This is a genomic window from Woronichinia naegeliana WA131, from assembly GCA_025370055.1.
GTDB lineage: Bacteria > Cyanobacteriota > Cyanobacteriia > Cyanobacteriales > Microcystaceae > Woronichinia > Woronichinia naegeliana.
Window position 1 is genome coordinate 2,998,171 of sequence record CP073041.1, and the last position, 25,420, is coordinate 3,023,590.

The window sequence follows — 25,420 nt, forward strand, 5'->3', positions numbered from 1 at the left end:
TTTTCTTGTGAAAAATGGTGTTAATTTTCCTCTCTTTTGTGAGGAGTGATTTGTGTTGACCTTTTTAGACAGAAAGGAACAATAGATTAAACAAAATCTGTATTTTGATTTGTTTCCATAAGGATAAGTTATCTATGCTTTTTCAGTCCATACTTCCCTAACCCACATTTCTTTCGTTTTTTGACTTTTTCAGCAAGCCCTAGTTACACCTGAAGTTCCCACGAGTGCTTTAATACAGAAGTTCGCAGTGGGATCAAATGCATTGAGATCCCCCCAAGTGCTACCATCAAAGCTATAAAAGCTTTCCCCTGGATTAGCAGTAGAATTTGAGGAATAGTTGTAATAGCTCTGGTAATCAACTGCAAGAGGATACGCTCCTCCATTAGAGAGATGCAACGACACATAGAATTTATCCCCTGTTTTCAGAGAAACGGTTGAGGGTAAATTTACTGTGTGATAACCTTGAAAAAGTGTTGTTCCTGTCGTAGAACTTAAGAGATTAGTAAGCTGCCCATTCTGGAAATCATCATAGATTTTAATTTCGTAAGAAGCACCATCAGCTAAGGTGTAGAAACCAACCGCTTTTAAGGGTTCATTAGCTTCAGAGGTGTAAGCATTGAAGGCATAAGGACTGTTAAGGCTATCGACGAGTCCAAAGTCATCATAATCGTAAATCCTTTGGTAGGGGGAAATAGCTTGAGAAGGGTGTGACCTTTAGTTGATGAAGGAAAAGAAAAGTGTTAACATGGGATGAAAAGTGACAAAGAGGAAACAATGATGACAGCAAAACTAATTAATGTAGAGGGTTCAAAGATAAAAATAGAACTAACATTAGAACTCAGTCGTTCAATGTTGGATACAGAAATAAATATTCAAAAAGGCTTAAACGAAGTAGGTTGCATCGCCAGCAAAGAAGCCTTGAAATATTTAGATACAGATGGTTCACCCTTAAAAATCGGTGAAGAAATCTGGAAGAGTAAGGGAGAGCAACCGAAAGAATATCAAACACCTTATGGTGAGGTTATAGTGAATCGTCATGTATATCAGCGTTCACCTTTGAGGAAAAACGTATTGCCCCTTAGAAAGAGAAGCAAGGATAATCATAACATCAACGCCATTATTGGCAAAACAGGTATCCTCAAAAATGTCAGGGATGGCAGGCAAAGAGGTGAAAAATGATTTATTAGAAAATCATGGTAGAAAAGTAGCGCTATCCTATATCCAAAGATTGAGTGAAGCAGTAGGAAGTGTGGTACAGGCAAAAGAAGAAGCGTGGAGTTATGCCCCGCCCAAGGAGGATAGCCAAATTGCAACAGTGGGAATAGGATTAGATGGAACCTGTATGCTGATGTGTGAGGATGGCTACCGTGAAGCAATGGTGGGAACCGTTTCCCTATACGATAGTGAAGGCGAACGTCAACCTACAATCTATCTAGGTGCGGCACCAGAGTATGGAAAAAAGAGTTTTCTAGAAAGATTAGAAAGAGAAATTGAGCGAGCGAAAAACCGTTATCCAGAGGCAACATTGGTCGGGATAGCAGACGGGGCAGAATCAAATTGGAAGTTTTTAGAAAAGCAAACGGAAGAACAGATATTAGATTTCTATCATGCCTCTGGTTACTTAGGTGCCTTGGCAGAAGCGTTGCATCCGAATACCGTGTCAAAACAAAAAGAATGGTTGACTGAAAATTGTCGAGAACTCAAGCATGAAAAAGGAAAAGCAGGAGAACTGCTAAATCTGATGAAAGAAGTCAAAGAAGAAAAAAGTCATTCTAAGAATCTTACCGAGAAACTACAAGCGGCGATTACTTATTACGAGAATCATCAGCATCAAATGGATTATGCTGAATACATAGAGAAAAAGTATCCGATTGGTTCAGGTGTTACGGAAGCAGCTTGTAAGACGTTGGTCAAACAACGATTATGTTGTTCAGGGATGCGATGGAAGGAAAAAGGAGCAGGAATTATTTTGAGCCTACGAGCTTTGGTATTGACCAAGGAACGATGGAGTCAATTTTGGGCAAAACTTGATCAATATGGGTTCCCTGTAGAACCCTGATTACAACAGCTTTTATCAACTAAAGGTCGCACCCCTTGAGAAAAAGAAACCGCGCGATTAGCACCCTGGCTGTCAGCATAAGAAATCCAGAAGTAGCCCTGATCTCCCCAACTGTTTCCCCAACTGTTCTTAATTAGGGCTTGCTGAAAAAAGCTGAAACCTTTACGGAGAAAAATAGTAGGCGAATTAAGAACCGCTAGAATGCACGAAAATAGGGTAGAATGCCTCAAAACCATTGCATTAAGAAGAGAGAAAGCAGATGTACCGAAAGCAACAGTACTCAATTGAAACACCAGAAAACTTGAAAAATCTGTTCGGCGGGCAGTTAGACGAAGAAAATCGTTGGATAGAAATGTCAAAAATGATTCCCTGGGAAGAATATGAGGAAGAATATGCAAAAAACTTCACAGAAAAAAAAGGAGCCCCAGCCAAATCATTTAGAATGGCATTAGGAGCATTAATTATCAAAGAAATTTCAGGAAAAAGTGACAGAGAAACAGTAGAACAAATAAAAGAGAACCCTTATTTACAGTACTTTATAGGAATGGAAAGCTATAGTAGCAAAGAAGCATTTAATGCGTCAATGATGGTTCATTTTCGTAAAAAAATAGGAATGGAATTAATAAATAAAATTAATAAAGAAATAGAAAAAAAAGCGACGGGTGTAGCGTCAGAAAAAAAAGAAAATGAAGGAAAGTTATTGTTAGATGCGACTTGTACACCAGCAGATATAAAATATCCAACGGATATAGGAATATTGAATGATGCCAGAGAAAAAACAGAAAAAATAATAGATAAGCTGTATGAAGAAATAAAAGAGAAAAGGAAAGAAAAGCCGAGGACTTATAGGGAAGTGGCAAGAAAAGAGTACTTAGCCATAGCAAAAAAACGTCGTGTGTCAAAAAAAGAAAGAAGAAAAGGAACAAAAAAACAACTAGGATATATAAAAAGAAACTTGTCTGATATAGAAAAAATGATAGAAGAGGGAGCAAAGTTAGAAAAACTAACGAAAAAAGAGCAAGAAGAGCTTGTAACGATAGGAAAAGTGTATGAGCAACAGTTAGAAATGTATGAAAAAAAGACAAATAAAGTAGAAAACAGAATTGTGAGTGTAAGCCAACCTCACGTGCGTCCAATAGTGCGTGAAAAAGCGGGAAAAGCAGTAGAGTTTGGAGCTAAAATATCGGCAAGTAATGTGAATGGCTTTGTCTTCTTAGACAAATTAAGTTGGGATAATTACAACGAATCGGGAGATTTACAAGCGCGAATAGAAGAATATAAAAGGGAAACAGGATGTTATCCGGAATCGGTTCATGTGGATAAAATCTATCGAACAAAAGCGAATCGAGCTTATTGTAAAGAAAGGGATATAAGAATGAGTGGTCCCCGATTGGGAAGACCGCCGAAAGAGGTGAGCAAAGAAAAAAAGAAAGAGGCACGCTCAGATGAAAGAGTGCGTAATGCCATTGAGGGTAAATTCGGACAGGGAAAGAGGAAATTTAGTCTTGGTCGAGTGATGGCCAAACTACCTGAGACCTCGGAAACGGTAATTGCGATGAACTTTTTGGTAATGCATCTTTCTACTCTACTTCAGAAGACAAAAAGTAAAAAGTTGTAGAGTCGTTTTTCTTGTGAAAAATGGTGTTAATTTTCCTCTCTTTTGTGAGGAGTGATTTGTGTTGACCTTTTTAGACAGAAAGGAACAATAGATTAAACAAAATCTGTATTTTGATTTGTTTCCATAAGGATAAGTTATCTATGCTTTTTCAGTCCATACTTCCCTAACCCACATTTCTTTCGTTTTTTGACTTTTTCAGCAAGCCCTAATTAGGGCTTGCTGAAAAAAGCTGAAACCTTTACGGAGAAAAATAGTAGGCGAATTAAGAACCGCTAGAATGCACGAAAATAGGGTAGAATGCCTCAAAACCATTGCATTAAGAAGAGAGAAAGCAGATGTACCGAAAGCAACAGTACTCAATTGAAACACCAGAAAACTTGAAAAATCTGTTCGGCGGGCAGTTAGACGAAGAAAATCGTTGGATAGAAATGTCAAAAATGATTCCCTGGGAAGAATATGAGGAAGAATATGCAAAAAACTTCACAGAAAAAAAAGGAGCCCCAGCCAAATCATTTAGAATGGCATTAGGAGCATTAATTAGGGCTTGCTGAATAAGTCTGCAAATCGAACCTAGATGCCACAGGGCGCGAAAAATGGTGACTTCAGAAATCAGTTTCCGATTTTAACCCACAATTTTCTAGCAAAGTGCATGGATTTTGAGCCTTCAAATGCCATAAGCTTGCACCTAATCGTGTTCAAAATGGCTGAAAAGCTTATCTGATAAAGGTTCTGCCTTTATTCGGCAAACCCTAATTAGGGCTTGCTGAAAAAGTCAAAAAACGAAAGAAATGTGGGTTAGGGAAGTATGGACTGAAAAAGCATAGATAACTTATCCTTATGGAAACAAATCAAAATACAGATTTTGTTTAATCTATTGTTCCTTTCTGTCTAAAAAGGTCAACACAAATCACTCCTCACAAAAGAGAGGAAAATTAACACCATTTTTCACAAGAAAAACGACTCTACAACTTTTTACTTTTTGTCTTCTGAAGTAGAGTAGAAAGATTCATTACCAAAAAGTTCATCGCAATTACCGTTTCCGAGGTCTCAGGTAGTTTGGCCATCACTCGACCAAGACTAAATTTCCTCTTTCCCTGTCCGAATTTACCCTCAATGGCATTACGCACTCTTTCATCTGAGCGTGCCTCTTTCTTTTTTTCTTTGCTCACCTCTTTCGGCGGTCTTCCCAATCGGGGACCACTCATTCTTATATCCCTTTCTTTACAATAAGCTCGATTCGCTTTTGTTCGATAGATTTTATCCACATGAACCGATTCCGGATAACATCCTGTTTCCCTTTTATATTCTTCTATTCGCGCTTGTAAATCTCCCGATTCGTTGTAATTATCCCAACTTAATTTGTCTAAGAAGACAAAGCCATTCACATTACTTGCCGATATTTTAGCTCCAAACTCTACTGCTTTTCCCGCTTTTTCACGCACTATTGGACGCACGTGAGGTTGGCTTACACTCACAATTCTGTTTTCTACTTTATTTGTCTTTTTTTCATACATTTCTAACTGTTGCTCATACACTTTTCCTATCGTTACAAGCTCTTCTTGCTCTTTTTTCGTTAGTTTTTCTAACTTTGCTCCCTCTTCTATCATTTTTTCTATATGAGACAAGTTTCTTTTTATATATCCTAGTTGTTTTTTTGTTCCTTTTCTTCTTTCTTTTTTTGACACACGACGTTTTTTTGCTATGGCTAAGTACTCTTTTCTTGCCACTTCCCTATAAGTCCTCGGCTTTTCTTTCCTTTTCTCTTTTATTTCTTCATACAGCTTATCTATTATTTTTTCTGTTTTTTCTCTGGCATCATTCAATATTCCTATATCCGTTGGATATTTTATATCTGCTGGTATACAAGTCGCATCTAACAATAACTTTCCTTCATTTTCTTTTTTTTCTGACGCTACACCCGTCGCTTTTTTTTCTATTTCTTTATTAATTTTATTTATTAATTCCATTCCTATTTTTTTACGAAAATGAACCATCATTGACGCATTAAATGCTTCTTTGCTACTATAGCTTTCCATTCCTATAAAGTACTGTAAATAAGGGTTCTCTTTTATTTGTTCTACTGTTTCTCTGTCACTTTTTCCTGAAATTTCTTTGATAATTAATGCTCCTAATGCCATTCTAAATGATTTGGCTGGGGCTCCTTTTTTTTCTGTGAAGTTTTTTGCATATTCTTCCTCATATTCTTCCCAGGGAATCATTTTTGACATTTCTATCCAACGATTTTCTTCGTCTAACTGCCCGCCGAACAGATTTTTCAAGTTTTCTGGTGTTTCAATTGAGTACTGTTGCTTTCGGTACATCTGCTTTCTCTCTTCTTAATGCAATGGTTTTGAGGCATTCTACCCTATTTTCGTGCATTCTAGCGGTTCTTAATTCGCCTACTATTTTTCTCCGTAAAGGTTTCAGCTTTTTTCAGCAAGCCCTATTTAGATACAGATGGTTCACCCTTAAAAATCGGTGAAGAAATCTGGAAGAGTAAGGGAGAGCAACCGAAAGAATATCAAACACCTTATGGTGAGGTTATAGTGAATCGTCATGTATATCAGCGTTCACCTTTGAGGAAAAACGTATTGCCCCTTAGAAAGAGAAGCAAGGATAATCATAACATCAACGCCATTATTGGCAAAACAGGTATCCTCAAAAATGTCAGGGATGGCAGGCAAAGAGGTGAAAAATGATTTATTAGAAAATCATGGTAGAAAAGTAGCGCTATCCTATATCCAAAGATTGAGTGAAGCAGTAGGAAGTGTGGTACAGGCAAAAGAAGAAGCGTGGAGTTATGCCCCGCCCAAGGAGGATAGCCAAATTGCAACAGTGGGAATAGGATTAGATGGAACCTGTATGCTGATGTGTGAGGATGGCTACCGTGAAGCAATGGTGGGAACCGTTTCCCTATACGATAGTGAGGGAGAACGTCAACCTACAATCTATCTAGGTGCGGCACCAGAGTATGGAAAAAAGAGTTTTCTAGAAAGATTGGAAAGAGAAATTGAGCGAGCGAAAAACCGTTATCCAGAGGCAACATTGGTCGGGATAGCAGACGAGGCAGAATCAAATTGGAAGTTTTTAGAAAAGCAAACGGAAGAACAGATATTAGATTTCTATCATGCCTCTGGTTACTTAGGTGCCTTGGCAGAAGCGTTGCATCCGAATACCGTGTCAAAACAAAAAGAATGGTTGACTGAAAATTGTCGAGAACTCAAGCATGAAAAAGGAAAAGCAGGAGAACTGCTAAATCTGATGAAAGAAGTCAAAGAAGAAAAAAGTCATTCTAAGAATCTTACCGAGAAACTACAAGCGGCGATTACTTATTACGAGAATCATCAGCATCAAATGGATTATGCTGAATACTTAGAGAAAAAGTATCCGATTGGTTCAGGTGTTACGGAAGCAGCTTGTAAGACGTTGGTCAAACAACGATTATGTTGTTCAGGGATGCGATGGAAGGAAAAAGGAGCAGGAATTATTTTGAGCCTACGAGCTTTGGTATTGACCAAGGAACGATGGAGTCAATTTTGGGCAAAACTTGATCAATATGGGTTCCCTGTAGAACCCTGATTACAACAGCTTTTATCAACTAAAGGTCGCACCCGTTCAGAAAAAGCCCAATTAGAGGATTTAGAAATTCAGCTTAAGGATTTGTCTCCCGATGTGTTGCAAACTCGCGTGATGGGATTATCGCCCGGACGTACTAAATTTGATAAGGCGATCGCCCGTTGAAGTTCCGTTCCCTCAAAGAAACCCACTCTTCATCTGCTGATATTAGCACTTTTTCTACTTAAAATCATCTCTACTCAAACAGCGGTTCAGAGCAAACGCATCTTATCTTTTGAACGATAGATTAGGTAACGGTTTCGGCTATCCTGATTGATTTTGTATAGAACACGCCAAAAGAATTAGTACGCAAAGGATCTAGAATTTAGAGGTGATCGCCCTGAGACTGGTTTAGCCGAGAGAAAGGGTTGATTTTTGTGAGTTCTTTTTCAGGAAAAAGGCAACAGGGGGTCTTTCGCTCACTTTTAAGATAATATGAGCAGAAGCTAAACAGCCCTCGACAACAGGCAACTGTCAGCAATAAATGTTCAATCTTAACAGAAGGAATTGTTGAAGATGGAATCCAATGTGGAACAAAAAACCGCTACTTCTGGGCTAAAAACCGATCTCGGAACCCTAGCCACTGGTAAAAAAGGCCCGATTACCGATCAGCCTTGGCAAGAATGGCTACAGCCGATCTGGGAAGTTTTGGGTAAAGTCCCAGAATATACCGGTGAATTTTTCGCCGATAATAAACAACCCTTAATTAGTATTGGTATCATTGTTTTAGGCATTGTCAGTGTCAAAATCTTAGTCGCTGTTCTAGATGCAATTAATGATATTCCCCTACTCGCGCCTATGCTGCAACTGATCGGCTTAGGCTACACGGCTTGGTTTGTTTGGCGTTATCTCTGGAAAGCCTCAAACCGTCAGGAACTACTTTCAGAGTTTGGTGCTTTAAAAGATCAAATTTTTGGCGGTTAAAATTATTCCGATTCGTCAACATCTCCCTCCGTCTGTTTCAGTCGGAGTTTTTTTTATGTGAGCAACTCAGAACAGGGCGGAAGACCACACCTTGTTTTTTGGCAAGCTCCCGCTTTAAAATCAAAACGTTCCATAGATTGTCAATGATGAGGAATTATGGCTTTAGCAGTCGGCACTGATGCACCTAACTTTACGACGACTAATGATCAGGGTAAAGAGGTCTCTCTCTCTGATTTCGCTGGCAAAACTGTTGTTTTATATTTCTATCCCAAAGATGACACCCCCGGTTGCATCAAGGAGGCTCAGAGCTTCAAAGAGCAATACGATGAGTATCAAAAAAAAGGTGTGGTGGTACTAGGCTTAAGCATGGACGGTCGGGCCTCCCATGTGCAGTTTAAAAAGAAGTATGGACTGCCTTTTCAATTGTTAGGGGATAGAGATGGACTCATCACCAAAGCTTATGATGTGGATGCTGGGGGCTATGCTAAGCGTGTGACCTATGTTATTAACGGTGATGGCAAGATTTCCCACGTGGATACAGCCGTTAAAACGGAGACCCATGCCAAGGATCTTCTCTGCTCGATTGGTGTGGAAAAGCAAGATTGATGTTTCTGAATCCTCCGCGATGGAGGATTTTTCTTTCTTAACGTTTTCATAAACTAGGGACGATGATTAGAAACTAGGATATAGGGAGACTAAGCTCAATTTTTTCTTCTATAGTCCCAGAGTCATGAGTCATTCTTCCCAGGCAAAAACCTTTGGCGATTGGGCAGTGGTAGCGATCGCTCGCCATTACCGTAAAATGCTCAAACATGAAGAGGGTGTTCTTAGGGATGATGATCCAGAGGAACTCCATCAGATGCGGGTGGGAATGCGACGACTCAGAACCGCGATCGCCGGTTTTACTGGGGCAATTATTTTACCGAAAAGAATACAAGCCAAAAGAGTGGGAATGGTTGCTCGCTCGCTGGGAAGTTTACGGGATCTGGATGTTCAACAGGAAAAGCTGACGCAATGGGGCCAAACCGATCTACCCGCAGTGGAACAAAAACAACTGGCAAGCTTGCGGGATACTCTCCACAAACAACGTCAAAAAACCTTTAAGGAAACCAGTCTGATCCTCAATGGCAATCACTACGCAGCCTTAAAACAAGGATTAGAAGATTGGCTCCAAAGGCCCCAATGGACAGCGATCGCTGCTTTTCCGATTCAAGACGTTTTGCCAGATCTGCTTTTGCCTACTCTGAGTCAATTTTTTCTCCATCCGGGCTGGTTGGTAAATACAGAAATAAAGGAAAATGGAGAAAGGGTTTTGATCGAGGATCTTACCTCCAGTCAAGTGGATCTGATTTTGGATACCCAGGAAAGCATTCTCCATGATTTGCGAAAACAGGCAAAACGAACCCGTTATCAACTAGAATTATTTACGGATCTTTATGATCGTGATTATCAAGAAATGATTAAGTTGATTAAAGCAATTCAGGAGGTTTTAGGAGATATTAATGATAGTATCGTCTTGAGAGCTTGGCTGGAGAAAATCTGTGAGGGGAAAGCCTTATTATTACTACCAGTTCTAATTGAGAAAATTCAAGGCGATCGCTTACAAAAATGGCAAGCCTGGCAACCCTTACAACAGACTTTTCTGAATCCACAACAACGGACGCGATCGCGTTTAATCCTCCAACAGTCTTTACTTTCTACTTCCGAATCCCCAAATCCGATGAATTAGTTTTTAAAATTTTATTTATTATTACTAGCAACAATCATGGAATTAGAAGCATTAGAACTTCAGGTCATCCCCGAAACACTCCCCGAACCCCTCGCTTTATCAGCACCAGTCCCAATTCTGCGTAAACCTTGGCGTATTGAAGATAGTGAAAATCTTTATCGCATTCAAGGTTGGGGCGATCCCTATTTTTCCATTAATTCGGCGGGTCATATTACCGTATCACCCCAGGGAGATCATGGTGGCTCCTTAGATTTATATGAATTAGTAGAAGCTCTCCGTAAACGCAATATTGGTTTACCCTTGCTCCTGCGTTTTTCCGATATTTTAGCAGATCGGATTAACCGTTTAAATGCCGCTTTTGCCAGGGGAATTGCCCGTTATAAATATCCAAATACCTATCGAGGTGTTTATCCGATTAAATGTAATCAACATCGCCATATTGTACAATCCTTGGTGCGCTACGGTAAGCCCTACCATTTTGGTTTAGAAGCAGGCTCAAAACCCGAATTAATGATCGCTTTGGCTACCCTAGAACCCGATCCCAATCCCGAATCAGAACAGGGGCAAACCTTACTTGTTTGTAATGGTTACAAAGATCGAGAATATATTGAAACCGCTTTATTATCAAGACGTTTAGGGCATCGACCGATTATTGTGGTGGAGCAGGTTTCGGAAGTAACCCTCGCGATCGAAATTAGTCAAAATTTGCAGATTAAACCGATTCTGGGAGTACGAGCCAAATTAAGTACTCAAGGGGTAGGACGTTGGGGGATTTCTACTGGTGATCGCGCTAAATTTGGCTTAACCATTCCTGAAATGCTCTTAGTGGTGAATCAGCTAAAAGATGCCAAGATGCTGGATTGTTTACAGTTATTACATTTTCATATTGGTTCCCAAATTTCCTCCATTTCTGTGCTTAAAGAAGCCATGACCGAGGCTAGTCAGATCTACGTTCAACTGGCTAAATTAGGGGCTAATATGCAATATTTAGACGTGGGTGGTGGTTTAGGAGTGGATTATGACGGTTCCAAAACCAATTTTTATGCTTCTAAAAACTACAATATTCAAAACTACGTTAATGACGTGATTTCCGCCGTTCAAGAGGCCTGTGAAGCGGCCAGTATTGCTTGTCCTACCCTGGTGAGTGAAAGTGGTCGGGCGATCGCCTCTCATCAATCCGTGTTAATTTTTGATGTGCTGGCCACCAATGATATTCCCAATCAAGTACCAGATATTCAGAGTGAAAAAGAGCATTTAATTATTCGCAATCTCTGGGAAACCCTAGAAACCATTACCGAGGAAAATTATCAGGAAGCCTATCACGATGCTGTGCAGTTTAAAGAGGAAGCGATCAGTCTTTTTAACTTTGGTTACTTCGGACTCAAAGAACGCGCCAGGGCAGAACAACTTTATTGGGCCTGCTGTAGCAAAATTTTAAGCATTTGTCGGCAACAGGAATATGTTCCCGATGATCTCGAAGATCTCGAACGGAATATGGCTTCTATCTATTACATTAATATGTCCGTCTTTCAGTCGGCTCCCGATTCCTGGGCGATCGACCAACTTTTTCCGATTATGCCCATTCACCGTCTCGATGAAGAACCGACCCAACGGGCTATTCTGGCTGATATTACCTGCGATAGTGATGGCAAAATTGATCAGTTTATTGATCTGCGCGATGTTAAATCCGTTCTAGAACTACATCCCCTGATTGAAGCTAAAAATTATGATAGTGAAATTGCCCATCCCCATCCCGAACCTTACTACCTGGGGATGTTTTTGGTGGGAGCCTATCAGGAAATCATGGGAAATTTACACAATCTCTTTGGCGATATCAACGTTATTCATATCCAAATGACCCCCAAGGGCTATCAAATTGAACATCTCGTCAAAGGCGATACGATCACCGAGGTTCTTAGCTACGTCCAGTACGATGCTGAAGATTTATTAGAAAATATGCGTCGCTATACTGAGGAAGCCCTGGAGGATAATCGTATGAGCTTAGAAGAGTCCCAGCTTTTGCTTCAAAACTATGAACGCAGCCTCAGACATTACACCTATCTTAAAAGTTAAACAACAAACCGGTAAATCCAAAATCAGGACTTATCTTGAGATTGGTTAAAACGTTTTTTGAATAAGGAGCCTAATCCGGCTGCCACTCCAGCCCCTAACAGGGTTAAGGGTTCAGGGACAGCCCCCGGTCCTGGATCAGATACGTTAGTAAAAGAAGGCGGTACACTCTGCCAAGTTGCACCCGGACTAGTGACGAGGCGAAAGTCAGGTGTTCCCACATAAAAGGAATCTTGATTACTACTACCGCTATAACCGACAACATTACTGCCGATCAAAAACTTACCTGCAGTCCAAAAGGCTGAATTAACATCAAACAAGGATTTGCCACTGTTAAGCGTTGCGACAATGCCCACCAATTCATTGGCTTGTAGTCCATCAGCATTATTGCTGCTATTGAAACTATAGGTGGCGCTCGTTGTCCCAATAGAACTTCCTTGAAACAAGCTTCCGCCACTTTGACCTGTCAAGCTATTGCCAGCCGTCGAATAGGCAGAAGAAAAACTATAGCTGGAAAACAAACCAGCATTATCGAAAAAGTAGAGTCCCGTTGCTGCCAAACTAGACGAAAGTGTACTTTTCGCCGTGAACGTGAAGAGTACTTGGTTGCTGGCCAACGCAGCAATATCACCTTGATCTTGAACTTTTAGGGTCATCTCGTGGAAGTCACTGTCCCCCACGTTCTCGGCTCCAACGTTGCCAAAATTATTAAAACTGATATAGGCAGCTTGAGCAGGAGACAAACCGATTGCCAACAAGCTACCGAAGGTTAAACTAGCGACAGATAATAAGAATTTACTCATAAAACGTAAGGAGCTTTTAATCAAAAAGGGAAATTTATAAAATTTAGAGTGACTTTTAAGCAAATAAAATTTGATTATGGTTAGCACAACTACTGTTCTACAGAGATGTCTTCGATACGGTTTTTAACTAGGCAGTCTTTCCCCTCTAAAATAGCCTATGCTTATCTACTATTAATCTAATCATAATTTCTTTATCTGGTCAACCTCGAAAATACCTAAATTTACGGATGGTATATTTGCAAAGATAAAGACACCTCCCGATCCAAGCTATTGAACCATTAAAAAACCTTCATATAGGCTAGAAAGCTTTAAGTGCAGAGACTCTGAGGCTAGAGGCCAACGAAACATCAGGGGTTTTCTGAAGAAAGTATAAAGAGATCAACACCAGATAAATTCGCTTGATGCTTCCAAAGAAGTGCGGCTGAGGTTAGTTTCACTAAGATCGGTGTGGATAATTTCTGTATGTTGAAGATCCAGGCGACTAAAATCCCTTTCCCCCTGACCATACTGCCAAATAAGTTGCTCAATATCCATAGATTCTTGATCGGTTTGCCATCAAGCTTAAGATGGTGACGGATGATCCCTGCTTCTACTTTACCGAAGTTACGGTCTTCTAGGTGATTATGCAGTGAAAAGAAGGAAAGGGATTAAATCGCCTCGTGATTCAGGTGATATTATTGGGGGTGAATGGTCAAGTACAATCACCATTGTCTATGACTAACGATTTGCCTCTTTCCCTCTCTTTTCCCTATGTCAGTGACGAATACAACTGTTGATTCTTTGCCGTCTTTGCGGGCAGCATTTCCAGGTCTTGAAGGTAAACATTATTTTAATTTTGGTGGCCAGGGGATTTTACCTCAATTATCCCTAACGGCAATTTTAGAGGCCTATGGTTTTTTAGAGGCGGAAGGGCCTTTCTCGATTGTGGGGAATCGTTGGTTTCAAAACCAGTTGTCCCAATTACGTCAATCCTTGGCTCAGGAATTAAATGTCGCTATTGGAACCATGACCATTACGGATAATGTGACGGCGGGCTGTAATATTGTGCTGTGGGGAATGGATTGGCAAGCGGGCGATCATATCTTATTAACCGATTGTGAACATCCTGGGGTTATTGCCATTGTGCAGGCGATCGCGGCTCGGTTTGGGGTCACTTATTCGGAATGTCCGCTGCTGGCAACCTTGGAAAGTGGCGATCCGGTGACGGTTATTCAAGATCAGCTTACGCCTAAAACTCGTTTAGTGGTTTTAAGTCATTTGCTATGGAATACGGGCCAGGTGCTACCCCTAGAAGCGATCGCCCAGGCCTGTCACGATTATCCAGGTCATTATCCCATTCAAGTTTTGGTAGATGGGGCCCAGTCAGCCGGTTCTCTGGCCCTAAATCTGAGTAATTCGGTGGTGGACTACTATGCCTTTACTGGTCACAAATGGTTCTGTGGCCCGGCGGGAGTGGGAGGACTTTATATTAAACCCGAACATCTTCCCCAGCTTTTACCGACCTATGTGGGCTGGCGCAGTTTAGAATACAATGCCCAGGGTCAAGTGGTTGGTTGGAAAGCCGATGGCAGTCGTTTTGAGGTGGCCACTTCTGCTGTGCCCCAATATGCAGGACTACGGGCCGCGATCGCGGTTCATCAACAAGCGGGGACAAGCCAAGAACGCTATCAACAGATTTGCGCCTTAAGTCGTTATCTCTGGGAAGGATTACAGGAGATTGGGGGCCTTACCTGTCTTTTGCCGACCTATCCCGAAGCTGGCTTGGTTTCTTTTCGTTTAACCGAGGGAAAATCCCCTGCTCAGTTGGTGCAGAAATTAGAGGACTCCCGTTTTTATCTGAGAACGATTGTTTCTCCCAGTTGTATCCGAGCCTGTTGTCATTACTTCACGACCAAAGAGGAAATTGAGCAGCTATTAGAACTGTTACGAAAATTGATCTAAACTGAAAATGAGTTCAACGTAAATGGTTAAAAATTGATTTAAGAAAATGAGAATCATACCAACATCCTTGCTGCGGTCAATGGCCCTAGGATTAATGCTCTGTTGTCAATGGCCACTGTTGGCTCAACAATCCAGTCCTTCAACCTCTTCAACCCCTTCAACCCCTTCAACCTCTTCATCTCCTAAAACAGCAGTACAATGGTATAATCAGGGAGTTGATAAATTGGCAGCCCAGGACTACAAGGGAGCCGTTCAAGACTTTTCGGAATCTATTAAACTCAATCCTAAAGATGCCGATGCTTTTTATAATCGAGGTTATGCTCAACATATTTTAGGAAAGTATGATCCAGCGATCGCCGACTACAATAAAGCGATCGAATTGAATCCAAAATTTGCCTATGCCTTTGGTAATCGCTGCTATGCCTTTTATTTATTAAAACAGTATGACAAAGCCATTCAAGACTGTTCTAATGCGATCAAACTGAATGCCAAATATGCAGATTTTTATATTTATCGAGGTAACGCTCAAGACGATCTCGGCAAGCATAAAATCGCGCTCACAGATTATAACGAAGCGATTAAAATTAATCCCAAAAGTGCTAATGCTTATTATAATCGTGCCTTGTTATATAACCGTCTCAAGCAACCCGATAAAGCCCTTGCTGATTACAGTAAAAGTATTGAATTTAATGCCAAGTTTGCTGATGCTTACTATAATCGCGGTTTAACCTATTATCAACTTAAAAATCCCACTAAAGCGATCGCTGATCTGGAAAAAGCAGCCCAGTTGTTTAAGTCTCAGGGTAAGGGAGTGAATGCTCAAAAAGCGCAGGAGACCCTAGATGCCATGAAACAAGCTGGTGATGTTAAGTCTTAACTAACGTTTGAATGTAATTTAATGTAAATTAAAACGACGACAATTATCACATTGACCACAGGCCAAATTTTTCGCCTCTGATAACCAACCAAAGGCCTGAAGCAAAAATTGCCAACGACATTGGCGGGTTTTTAGGTAAGGTTGAACGGATTGGCCTGCTAGGACTTTGATCGGAGAAAAATGAGGTGATTGACGGTCATTGAGTAAATGATAATGAAAGGGATCTAACCATTCCAATTGTCCCAGACGATGAAGCAAGGAAAGAGAAAGTTCTAGATCGGGAAAGGTGACCTTAATTGCTTGGATTTCTCCTTGGCGAGGAATTTGACGAGCGATCGCGGTGGCTTGACGGTATTGTTGCTCTAAGTAGGGCTTGCTGAAAAAGTCAAAAAACGAAAGAAATGTGGGTTAGGGAAGTATGGACTGAAAAAGCATAGATAACTTATCCTTATGGAAACAAATCAAAATACAGATTTTGTTTAATCTATTGTTCCTTTCTGTCTAAAAAGGTCAACACAAATCACTCCTCACAAAAGAGAGGAAAATTAACACCATTTTTCACAAGAAAAACGACTCTACAACTTTTTACTTTTTGTCTTCTGAAGTAGAGTAGAAAGATTCATTACCAAAAAGTTCATCGCAATTACCGTTTCCGAGGTCTCAGGTAGTTTGGCCATCACTCGACCAAGACTAAATTTCCTCTTTCCCTGTCCGAATTTACCCTCAATGGCATTACGCACTCTTTCATCTGAGCGTGCCTCTTTCTTTTTTTCTTTGCTCACCTCTTTCGGCGGTCTTCCCAATCGGGGACCACTCATTCTTATATCCCTTTCTTTACAATAAGCTCGATTCGCTTTTGTTCGATAGATTTTATCCACATGAACCGATTCCGGATAACATCCTGTTTCCCTTTTATATTCTTCTATTCGCGCTTGTAAATCTCCCGATTCGTTGTAATTATCCCAACTTAATTTGTCTAAGAAGACAAAGCCATTCACATTACTTGCCGATATTTTAGCTCCAAACTCTACTGCTTTTCCCGCTTTTCCACGCACTATTGGACGCACGTGAGGTTGGCTTACACTCACAATTCTGTTTTCTACTTTATTTGTCTTTTTTTCATACATTTCTAACTGTTGCTCATACACTTTTCCTATCGTTACAAGCTCTTCTTGCTCTTTTTTCGTTAGTTTTTCTAACTTTGCTCCCTCTTCTATCATTTTTTCTATATGAGACAAGTTTCTTTTTATATATCCTAGTTGTTTTTTTGTTCCTTTTCTTCTTTCTTTTTTTGACACACGACGTTTTTTTGCTATGGCTAAGTACTCTTTTCTTGCCACTTCCCTATAAGTCCTCGGCTTTTCTTTCCTTTTCTCTTTTATTTCTTCATACAGCTTATCTATTATTTTTTCTGTTTTTTCTGGTTCTTCTGGCTTTGCGGTAGAAGATGTATAATAAGATACACTATATGAGGATGGCATCAATGTTATTTTTTCTAGAAAATCTGGTAGATTTGCCAAAGGTAAACATAAGAAATGTGATTCAAGAGGGAAAACAAGCGTTTTTAATACTGAGTTGTCAAGAGGAAGAAGTCAAATGTAATTATTGTGGTAGCTTAACGGATGAATTACATCAGACGAACAGTGTATTAGTAAGGGACTTGTCTATCTCTGGTCAAATGGTATATCTGAAAGTCCCTCGTCGTAAATTTTACTGTAAAGATTGTCAAAGGTTTTTTACAGAAAATCTAGAATTTATGGAAGCCCGTAGGAAATACACAGTGAGGTATGAAGAATATATTTATGGACGAGTAAATGTGAGCAGTGTGGAACAAGTAGGTAGAGAGGAATCTCTATCATGGGATCAAGTGAATGGAATTTACCAACGTCAATGTGAAGCTAAAAAAAAAGATTGGCAAGGAGTAAAACACCTCGGGATGGATGAAATAGCGAAACGAAAAGGTCATCAGAATTTTGTAACAGTGTTAGGAGATATAGAGAAAGGAGAATTAATAGAAGTGATAGATAGTCATCAACAAGATAAAATCATCGAAGTGCTGATGGAGAAAGAATTAGAGGTGAGGGAAGGAGTAGAACAAGTGAGTGTAGATATGTGGGGAGGATTTCCTAAAGTAATAGAAAAAGTATTTCCGAATGCAGTAATTGTAACAGATAGATTTCATGTAATGAAGGCGTTGAATGAAGAATTGAATAAAATCCGTAAACAGACAAAATTGAATGTAAAAATCAAGGGAGAAAAGTGGCTATTATTAAAAAATAAAGAAGACCTAAAAGAGGAAGAGTTAGAAAAACTAGAATTGGTGTTAAAGCAATCTGCTCGTTTGCGTAAAGCGTATGAATATAAAGAGTCATTTAGAGAGATATATGAAAAAGTAAATGATAAGGAAGAAGGAAGATTAAAATTTACAGAATGGTTAGAGAATGCAAAGAGCATTTATACAGATGTAATTAGCACAATTCGTAGGAATTTGGACTCTATTTGTAACTACTTTTTGAGTCGAACGACGAATGGGGCAATGGAAGGCATCAATAATCGTCTTAAACTAATCAAGCGTCAAGCTTATGGATTTATGAACTTTGATAATATGCGAAATCGTTTTTTAGCTTGCTTTTCATGATAAGCTTTAATTATCACTCTTTGTTCAGGAGAACCTTTTTTCTCTGGCATCATTCAATATTCCTATATCCGTTGGATATTTTATATCTGCTGGTGTACAAGTCGCATCTAACAATAACTTTCCTTCATTTTCTTTTTTTTCTGACGCTACACCCGTCGCTTTTTTTCTATTTCTTTATTAATTTTATTTATTAATTCCATTCCTATTTTTTTACGAAAATGAACCATCATTGACGCATTAAATGCTTCTTTGCTACTATAGCTTTCCATTCCTATAAAGTACTGTAAATAAGGGTTCTCTTTTATTTGTTCTACTGTTTCTCTGTCACTTTTTCCTGAAATTTCTTTGATAATTAATGCTCCTAATGCCATTCTAAATGATTTGGCTGGGGCTCCTTTTTTTTCTGTGAAGTTTTTTGCATATTCTTCCTCATATTTTTCCCAGGGAATCATTTTTGACATTTCTATCCAACGATTTTCTTCGTCTAACTGCCCGCCGAACAGATTTTTCAAGTTTTCTGGTGTTTCAATTGAGTACTGTTGCTTTCGGTACATCTGCTTTCTCTCTTCTTAATGCAATGGTTTTGAGGCATTCTACCCTATTTTCGTGCATTCTAGCGGTTCTTAATTCGCCTACTATTTTTCTCCGTAAAGGTTTCAGCTTTTTTCAGCAAGCCCTAATTGCTGTTGAAAAAAGCCTTGACGTTGGCGATCGCTGAATCCGAGCCCGTTGATAGCGTTCATCGACCAGATGGAGAACGGTATGTCATAAGAAAGCCAGAAGGTTGAGGGTCAGCAGAAAAGAGGACAAATGTTGCTGACCATGCCCAAAATTATGTTCTAAATGATAGCCCCGAGTTTTGAGAACATTGTGATTCTCATTTTCGGTTCGCCAACGACTGCGTCCAGCAGAGCAGACCAGAATGACCCGTTGAGGAGTCAGGTCGTGGTTGGTAATCCAGCTATTGCGATAGAGAAGTTGACCATCCGACTCGCGCTTAACTGTCACCTCACACCAATTGACCAGTAAGACGGGTTGTTGTTCGCGCAGAGGGACTTGATTGAGATAACGATAGTCCCAAATTTCAAAGTAGCGCCCATTCCAAACTCGTTGTTGAGTAGTTTTAACTTCTCCGTTCGCCTCCATGAAAGCGACCCAATCATAGAGAGCTGGATGGGATGTGGGTAAACAGACAAAGATAAAGTTGTAATTGTACTCTAAACAATGTTCAGCCATCGGTTGGCGACTATAGAGGTCGTCCCCTAAGAGGGTGATGGCCTGGCCTTCAAACCAGGACGAATGGCTCGCTATCCAGCGTTTAGCCGCATTTTGCTCACAGTCTTGTTTCTCACTGCCATCTTGAGGGGTGATAAATTCCTTGCTGTAAATTTTTCGTTGATTATGCCTGATGTTATCACAGAAGTCTTATCATCCCTTTTCACAGGAAAAACTATCAACGAATTATTGGAACTGGTATCGTCTGAATCAAAGTTGGAAAAAGTTATGGTGTAAGGCCTTGAGAAAATAGAAAAATAGTTTAAGACTAGACATCGTCCCGTTTTTATTATACTATTATTATTGTCATTATATCAAAGAAGAGGGAAACAGAAAACAATGTCAATATTAAAGAAAAGCTCTATGGAAATCCTGAATGATGTTGGCTTGTGCCAAGAGAAAGAGGATGCCTTATTCAAGAAAAACTGTCCTCATTGCTATAGTGAAAAAGTAAAAATACATTCTTATTATCAAACGAAAGGTAACGGGGAACGTAAAATGTTCATTTGTCAAGAATGTAGTTCTTGTTTTGCTGAGACTTATGGTAGCGTAATCGCTGGCTTAGAAACCCCATTAAGTGAAATTGTAAAAGTATTAAAAGCCAGAATGGAAGGAATAGGATTGAATGCAGCAGCCCGAGTATTTGGCTACGCGAAAACAACAATATTGAATTGGGAAAAGAAGTTATCGGGATTACAAGAGACATTATTTTTATACGCCTTAGTGAATGAATTTGTTAAATTAGTAATAGAAGGGGATGAACTATATAGGGCTTGTTGAATAAGTATAGAACCCTTGCCAGATAATGCTTTCAAGCATTTTAAAAACGATCAGGTGCAAGGTTATGGCCTTTGGAGGCTCAAAGCCCATGCACGTCGTTGGAAAACTGGGGGTTGAAATTGGAAACAACTCTCTGAAGTCACCATTTTTCGCGTCCTGTGGCATCTAGGTTCGTTTTGTGGACTTTTTCAGCAGACCCTATATACAAAAGTTAGAAAAAATGAAGAAGCAAGTGCCTCTGAGGGGTGGACAATCGTGCTCATGGTAAGGGCTAGCCGCTTTATTTGGCATTTAAAATGTGGTCGAAAAGAGCAGAAATTATTTCTAGAAGCAATGATGACGGTAGCGGAATTATTTGAAAGGAGTGCAGAATCTCTCCAGCTATTTACAGATGGGGAAAAGCGATATAGTCAATTGCTATTTGATATTTGTCACGAAGTATTGAAGACTGGAAAGCGAGGTCGTCCCACCAAAGTATTACCGAAGGGTCTTGTGGTAAGATTAAAAAATAAGAGTAGTAAACGTCGAGATTCTGCGGGTAAACTAGAGAAAGTAGAAACTCCGAAACCAGAACATCCAGAGACAACAGAAAAACCAGAAGAAAAGGATGTTCATGCCAATCACATTGAGGCATTTAATAGTGCTATCCGACGCTATTTAGCCGCCTTTCGTCGTCGTACAAATACTTATGCTAAATCTGTTGTGGGATTACAGCGAGTCCTAGATATTTTCTGGATGGTTCATAACTTTGTTCGCAGCCATTTTACTACTAGAGAAGTTCCTGCTGTAGCTCTCGGTATAATTGAAAAAGGGTTAACTTGGGAGGACTTACTCCAAATTCGCCTGATTTCTTGAACCTCTCGTATTGCAACGTTTATAGCTTCTAGCTAGACGATACCAGTGCCCTGCCATCTTGAGGTGTGATAAATTCCTTGCTGTAAATTTTTCGTTGATTATGCCTGATGTTATCACAGAAGTCTTATCATCCCTTTTCACAGGAAAAACTATCAACGAATTATTGAAACTGGTATCGTCTGATCAAAGTTGGAAAAATTTATGGTGTAAGGCTTTGAGAAAATAGAAAAATAGTTTAAGACTAGACATCGGCCCGTTTTTATTATACTATTATTATTGTCATTATATCAAAGAAGAGGGAAGCAGAAAACAATGTCAATATTGAAGAAAAGCTCAATGGAAATCCTGAATGATGTTGGCTTGTGCCAAGAGAAAGAGGATGCCTTATTCAAGAAAAACTGTCCTCATTGCTATAGTGAAAAAGTAAAAATACATTCTCATTATTAAACGAAAGGTAACGGGGAACGTAAAATGTTCATTTGTCAAGAATGTAGTTCTTGTTTTGCTGAGACTTATGGTAGCGTAATCGCTGGCTTAGAAACCCCATTAAGTGAAATTGTAAAAGTATTAAAAGCCAGAATGGAAGGAATAGGATTAAATGCAGCAGCCCGAGTATTCGGCTACGCGAAAACAACAATATTGAATTGGGAAAAGAAATTATCAGGATTACAAGAGACATTATTTTTATACGCCTTAGGGCGTGTCATCAATCAGCAATTCCAAATTCAAACGGTAACATAGGATACAGACACGATCTTGTTTTTATGGGTGTAAGAGATATTAACCTAATCTCTGAGTTTTTTTGCATTCCCTCCTCGAATCTCGGTCTCTTAGAGAGTCAGTAACCTGCAAACAAACTTGATCAATCACTAAATAGAGCATTACATTGATTCTAAATAGGGCTTGCTGAAAAAGTCAAAAAACGAAAGAAATGTGGGTTAGGGAAGTATGGACTGAAAAAGCATAGATAACTTATCCTTATAGAAACAAATCAAAATACAGATTTTGTTTAATCTATTGTTCCTTTCTGTCTAAAAAGGTCAACACAAATCACTCCTCACAAAAGAGAGGAAAATTAACACCATTTTTCACAAGAAAAACGACTCTACAACTTTTTACTTTTTGTTTTCTGAAGTAGAGTAGAAAGATTCATTACCAAAAAGTTCATCGCAATTACCGTTTCCGAGGTCTCAGGTAGTTTGCCCATCACTCGACCAAGACTAAATTTCCTCTTTCCCTGTCCGAATTTACCCTCAATGGCATTACGCACTCTTTCATCTGAGCGTGCCTCTTTCTTTTTTTCTTTGCTCACCTCTTTCGGCGGTCTTCCCAATCGGGGACCACTCATTCTTATATCCCTTTCTTTACAATAACTGGACAGTGGGAAGTTTATGGATGGCAGAGAAGGTAATGACTATGCGGCCAAAGTAAGTCTATCAGGACTTGGAAAAGGGCTAAGTACAGGACAAAAGGCTTGAAAAGTATACGAGAAAGGGGTTTCATGGAAGATGAACGTAATGTAAGAAAACCCATGAACCAATATAACGCATTGAAACAAGCCCTAAAACCCCATTTGGGATGGCATGGTGCCAGACTCTCCTTCCTAGCCTTGTTCTTACTCGCCCTCCTCAAAGTGAAAACGGTTAACCTTAAAGAATTGGCTCTGGGTTTTGAAGGTCGGGCATTGGTGGATTCTCATTACAAACGCTTACAACGCTTTTTCTCAGGATTTGAGCTGGATTACCATCACATTGCCCGTATTGTAGTCAGTTGGCTGGATATCCCTCAACCTTGGGTATTAAGTATTGACCGCACAACCTGGGAGTTTGGCAGTCATGGTTATAATATCCTCACTGTCGGCATTGTCCATGAAGGAGTAGCCATTCCCATCTTGTGGTGGATGCTTAGCAAGAAAAAGGGCAATTCTAACAGTGATGAACGAATGCGTTTTATCGAGGAGATGCTCAAGATTTTTCCCACCGCCCTGATTCGTTGTTTATGTGGCGACCGTGAGTTTATTGGTCAGGCTTGGCTTCGCTATCTTCTGCTCGAACCGCTACTGGCTTTCTGTCTGAGAATTCGGGCTACGGACAAGATTGAGCACAATGGCAAGCTTTTGGCCGCCAAAGTCATTTTTGCCCATCTTGCAAAAGAGTGAATCTCAACGTCTTCAAGGGAGTTGTCGGGTTTGGGGATATCCTGTTTCTGTAGAGGCTCTTCGCTTGCCTGATAATTCTCTACTCATCGTCATTGGACATCCCGATTCCCAAGGTCTTATTCACGATTATGCCCTGCGTTGGGGCATTGAAACCCTTTTTGGCATCTTTAAGACTCGTGGCTTTTGCTTGGAATCTACTCACTTTACTGACCCCAAGCGTCTTCGTAAGCTTTTGGCTTTACTGACTTTAGCTTTGGCTTGGTCTCTCAAAACTGGTCTAGCAATTCATCATCTTCATCCCATTCCCCTCAAGAAACATGGTCGCCTAGCGCAGAGTCTTTTTCGTCTTGGTTTTGACCATCTTCGTCATCTTGTTCTTAATCCTTCTCTACCCAATTTTTCTCTTTTTCTCGACTCCCTACATTTTTTGTCCTGTACTTAGGGAAAAGGGTCAAGTTTAGCGGCAAGGAATTTAGGCAAAAGCAGACTAGGTGGACTTTGAGGAAAAATCATTGGGGCTTGATGTTGGACATTGGTGTCAACTTAAGCCAAAATGCCTACTCACAAAAGATTAGCCTAAAAGCAGGCGGAAGTAAGAGTAGGCTGAAAAAAAGGTTAGTATATAAAAAAGTGAGCAAAAAACAAATGGCAAGACAACATCCTCGGAGAAAAGGAAACCCAGACTTACGTCGTAAGACAAATCAGCCAGGGGTAGAAATCCCTGAAATAACAAAAGAGTTGTTTGAATTACTAGAACCCACAATGTTTACACCATTAAAATATTTACAGGGAACTCATGAGAAAATGATGAGAGATAGGGTATTAAATTTACCCAGGGCGAACGCATCTAAAAATGATACAGATACAAGAACATTATAGAGGGATGGATAAGGGAAAATAAGGGAAAGTGCATAGAAAACAAAAGCGATGAAACTCCGACCCAAATATAGACTGGTAGAACACTTTGCCGAAATAGATGACCCTCGCATCGAACGAACAAAACGGCATAAACTCATTGATATTCTAACGATTGCCATCTTAGCCGTCATTTGTGGAGCAGAAGGTTGGGTAGCCATGGAAAGTTTCGGCAAGGCTAAACATCAATGGCTAAAAAAAATTTTGGAATTGCCGAATGGCATCCCCTCCGACGATACGTTTGCGCGTGTATTTGCTAGTCTGAATCCAGAGCAATTTCAAGACTGTTTTCTGCATTGGGTCAAAAGTATAGCGGAGGTAAGTGAAGGAGAAGTGATAGCGATTGACGGCAAAACCCTTCGCCACTCCTATGACAATGCCAACGGAAAGGGCGCAATTCAGATGGTAAGTGCATGGGCAACAGCAAATCGTCTAGTACTAGGACAGTGCAAGGTGGAAAGCAAATCGAATGAAATCACGGCGATTCCTAAACTCCTGAAAATGCTAGAGGTCAAAGGTTGTATCGTAACGATTGATGCCATGGGAACTCAGACAAAGATTGCCCAACAGATAGTAGGGCGAGGGGGAGATTATGTTTTGGCATTGAAAGGCAATCAAGGTAATTTATGTGAGGATGTTGAACAATTATTTGCTCATGCTCAATCGGTTAATTTTGTGGGAATTAAGCATGATTTTCATCAAACAATAGACAAGGGACATGGACGGATTGAAATTCGCCGTTGCTGGACGATGGAACAAACAGAATTTTTGCTGGGTGGGGAGAAATGGGCAAAGTTGACGAGCATCTGTATGATTAAAGCGGAGAGACGATTGAAAGACAAAACAGAGTATGAGACTCGCTACTATATCAGTAGCCTGCCGAGTAATGCTCAAAAATTATCCCAATCTGTTCGTAGTCATTGGTTGATAGAAAACTCTTTACATTGGGTTCTAGACTTGGCCTTCAACGAGGATGCTTGTCGCATTCGTAAGGATTTTGCTCCTGAGAATTTAGCCGTCTTACGCCATATCGCTCTTAACTTGCTCACAAAGGAAAATACTCTGAAACTTGGTATCAAGAATAAACGGCTACGCGCTGGTTGGGACGAGGACTATCTCCTTAAGGTTTTACTCGGATAAGATGCGTTTGCCCTGTAAATTTA

18 protein-coding genes and 8 pseudogenes are annotated in these 25,420 nt (G+C 40.1%); 18 read left to right on the plus strand and 8 right to left on the minus strand.

Going from position 1 to position 25,420, the window contains the following annotated elements; genetic code table 11:
- Positions 1–777 precede the first annotated feature (777 nt).
- The 3 pseudogenes from KA717_15280 to KA717_15290 all read left to right on the plus strand — a co-directional run bounded on the left by KA717_15280 (position 778) and on the right by KA717_15290 (position 4,216).
- Positions 778–2,059: pseudogene (locus tag KA717_15280) on the plus strand (ISKra4 family transposase).
- Positions 2,060–2,318: 259 nt separating this feature from the next.
- Positions 2,319–3,656, plus strand: a pseudogene (locus KA717_15285) (IS5 family transposase).
- A gap of 356 nt (positions 3,657–4,012) precedes the next feature.
- A pseudogene (locus KA717_15290) lies at positions 4,013–4,216 on the plus strand (IS5/IS1182 family transposase).
- A gap of 444 nt (positions 4,217–4,660) precedes the next feature.
- On the opposite strand, the pseudogene KA717_15295 reads toward KA717_15290, so the two are convergent.
- Positions 4,661–5,998, minus strand: a pseudogene (locus tag KA717_15295) (IS5 family transposase).
- Positions 5,999–6,223: 225 nt separating this feature from the next.
- Here KA717_15295 and KA717_15300 point away from each other — a divergent pair.
- The 6 genes from KA717_15300 to speA all read left to right on the plus strand — a co-directional run bounded on the left by KA717_15300 (position 6,224) and on the right by speA (position 12,018).
- The gene (locus KA717_15300; GenBank protein ID UXE63800.1) at positions 6,224–6,376 is read left to right on the plus strand and encodes a hypothetical protein; all 153 of its coding nucleotides are present in this window, start codon (positions 6,224–6,226) and stop codon (positions 6,374–6,376) included.
- Positions 6,342–7,256 carry an ISKra4 family transposase gene (locus KA717_15305; protein UXE63801.1) on the plus strand — a complete coding sequence of 305 codons (915 nt, stop codon included), beginning with the start codon at positions 6,342–6,344 and terminating at the stop codon, positions 7,254–7,256. The genes KA717_15300 and KA717_15305 overlap by 35 nt, the downstream gene beginning before the upstream one ends.
- A gap of 552 nt (positions 7,257–7,808) precedes the next feature.
- Positions 7,809–8,216, plus strand: a complete 408-nt coding sequence (locus KA717_15310; protein UXE64673.1) for a CAAD domain-containing protein — start codon at positions 7,809–7,811, stop codon at positions 8,214–8,216.
- Positions 8,217–8,372: 156 nt separating this feature from the next.
- Positions 8,373–8,822: a peroxiredoxin gene (locus KA717_15315; GenBank protein ID UXE63802.1), complete on the plus strand. Its 450-nt coding sequence runs from the start codon at positions 8,373–8,375 to the stop codon at positions 8,820–8,822.
- A 124-nt stretch (positions 8,823–8,946) separates the two neighbouring features.
- Complete coding sequence (locus tag KA717_15320; GenBank protein UXE63803.1) at positions 8,947–9,945, plus strand: CHAD domain-containing protein; 999 nt, start codon at positions 8,947–8,949, stop codon at positions 9,943–9,945.
- A gap of 114 nt (positions 9,946–10,059) precedes the next feature.
- Positions 10,060–12,018 carry a biosynthetic arginine decarboxylase gene (gene speA / locus KA717_15325; GenBank protein ID UXE64674.1) on the plus strand — a complete coding sequence of 653 codons (1,959 nt, stop codon included), beginning with the start codon at positions 10,060–10,062 and terminating at the stop codon, positions 12,016–12,018.
- Positions 12,019–12,041: 23 nt separating this feature from the next.
- Here the strand turns inward: speA and KA717_15330 are convergent, their stop codons facing one another.
- Together KA717_15330 and KA717_15335 are read right to left on the minus strand one after the other, a co-directional pair.
- Positions 12,042–12,905: a PEP-CTERM sorting domain-containing protein gene (locus tag KA717_15330; GenBank protein ID UXE63804.1), complete on the minus strand. Its 864-nt coding sequence runs from the start codon at positions 12,903–12,905 to the stop codon at positions 12,042–12,044.
- 291 nt (positions 12,906–13,196) lie between these two features.
- Positions 13,197–13,352, minus strand: coding sequence for a hypothetical protein (locus KA717_15335; protein ID UXE63805.1), 156 nt, complete (start codon positions 13,350–13,352; stop codon positions 13,197–13,199).
- Positions 13,353–13,568: 216 nt separating this feature from the next.
- Here KA717_15335 and KA717_15340 point away from each other — a divergent pair, with 216 nt between their 5' ends.
- Positions 13,569–14,759 carry an aminotransferase class V-fold PLP-dependent enzyme gene (locus tag KA717_15340; protein ID UXE63806.1) on the plus strand — a complete coding sequence of 397 codons (1,191 nt, stop codon included), beginning with the start codon at positions 13,569–13,571 and terminating at the stop codon, positions 14,757–14,759.
- Positions 14,760–14,805: 46 nt separating this feature from the next.
- Positions 14,806–15,636 carry a tetratricopeptide repeat protein gene (locus KA717_15345; GenBank protein ID UXE63807.1) on the plus strand — a complete coding sequence of 277 codons (831 nt, stop codon included), beginning with the start codon at positions 14,806–14,808 and terminating at the stop codon, positions 15,634–15,636.
- A gap of 18 nt (positions 15,637–15,654) precedes the next feature.
- On the opposite strand, the gene KA717_15350 is transcribed toward KA717_15345, so the two are convergent.
- Both KA717_15350 and KA717_15355 read right to left on the minus strand, forming a co-directional pair.
- Positions 15,655–15,894 carry a RecQ family zinc-binding domain-containing protein gene (locus KA717_15350; GenBank protein ID UXE63808.1) on the minus strand — a complete coding sequence of 80 codons (240 nt, stop codon included), beginning with the start codon at positions 15,892–15,894 and terminating at the stop codon, positions 15,655–15,657.
- 317 nt (positions 15,895–16,211) lie between these two features.
- A pseudogene (locus tag KA717_15355) lies at positions 16,212–17,054 on the minus strand (transposase).
- Positions 17,055–17,119: 65 nt separating this feature from the next.
- Here KA717_15355 and KA717_15360 point away from each other — a divergent pair.
- Positions 17,120–18,274: an ISL3 family transposase gene (locus KA717_15360; protein ID UXE63809.1), complete on the plus strand. Its 1,155-nt coding sequence runs from the start codon at positions 17,120–17,122 to the stop codon at positions 18,272–18,274.
- A gap of 42 nt (positions 18,275–18,316) precedes the next feature.
- Here KA717_15360 and KA717_15365 read toward each other — a convergent pair.
- Both KA717_15365 and KA717_15370 read right to left on the minus strand, forming a co-directional pair.
- Positions 18,317–18,828 (minus strand): annotated as a pseudogene (locus KA717_15365) (transposase).
- Between the two features lie 211 nt (positions 18,829–19,039).
- The gene (locus tag KA717_15370) at positions 19,040–19,510 is read right to left on the minus strand and encodes a hypothetical protein (GenBank protein UXE63810.1); all 471 of its coding nucleotides are present in this window, start codon (positions 19,508–19,510) and stop codon (positions 19,040–19,042) included.
- A gap of 378 nt (positions 19,511–19,888) precedes the next feature.
- Between KA717_15370 and KA717_15375 the strand changes: the two genes are divergently transcribed.
- From KA717_15375 to KA717_15385, 3 genes are all read left to right on the plus strand, one after another.
- A complete protein-coding gene (locus KA717_15375) occupies positions 19,889–20,329 on the plus strand; it encodes a hypothetical protein (GenBank protein UXE63811.1) in 441 nt (146 codons plus the stop codon).
- Between the two features lie 255 nt (positions 20,330–20,584).
- Complete coding sequence (locus KA717_15380) at positions 20,585–21,184, plus strand: hypothetical protein (GenBank protein UXE63812.1); 600 nt, start codon at positions 20,585–20,587, stop codon at positions 21,182–21,184.
- Between the two features lie 471 nt (positions 21,185–21,655).
- A complete protein-coding gene (locus KA717_15385; protein UXE63813.1) occupies positions 21,656–21,925 on the plus strand; it encodes a hypothetical protein in 270 nt (89 codons plus the stop codon).
- A gap of 364 nt (positions 21,926–22,289) precedes the next feature.
- On the opposite strand, the pseudogene KA717_15390 reads toward KA717_15385, so the two are convergent.
- Positions 22,290–22,559, minus strand: a pseudogene (locus tag KA717_15390) (transposase).
- 156 nt (positions 22,560–22,715) lie between these two features.
- Between KA717_15390 and KA717_15395 the strand changes: the two are divergent.
- The 3 genes and pseudogenes from KA717_15395 to KA717_15405 all read left to right on the plus strand — a co-directional run bounded on the left by KA717_15395 (position 22,716) and on the right by KA717_15405 (position 25,397).
- Positions 22,716–23,784, plus strand: a pseudogene (locus KA717_15395) (IS4 family transposase).
- Positions 23,785–23,972: 188 nt separating this feature from the next.
- Positions 23,973–24,221 (plus strand): hypothetical protein, encoded by a 249-nt coding sequence (locus KA717_15400; protein ID UXE63814.1) that lies wholly within the window; start codon positions 23,973–23,975, stop codon positions 24,219–24,221.
- A 48-nt stretch (positions 24,222–24,269) separates the two neighbouring features.
- Complete coding sequence (locus tag KA717_15405) at positions 24,270–25,397, plus strand: ISAs1 family transposase (protein UXE63815.1); 1,128 nt, start codon at positions 24,270–24,272, stop codon at positions 25,395–25,397.
- Positions 25,398–25,420 lie beyond the last annotated feature (23 nt).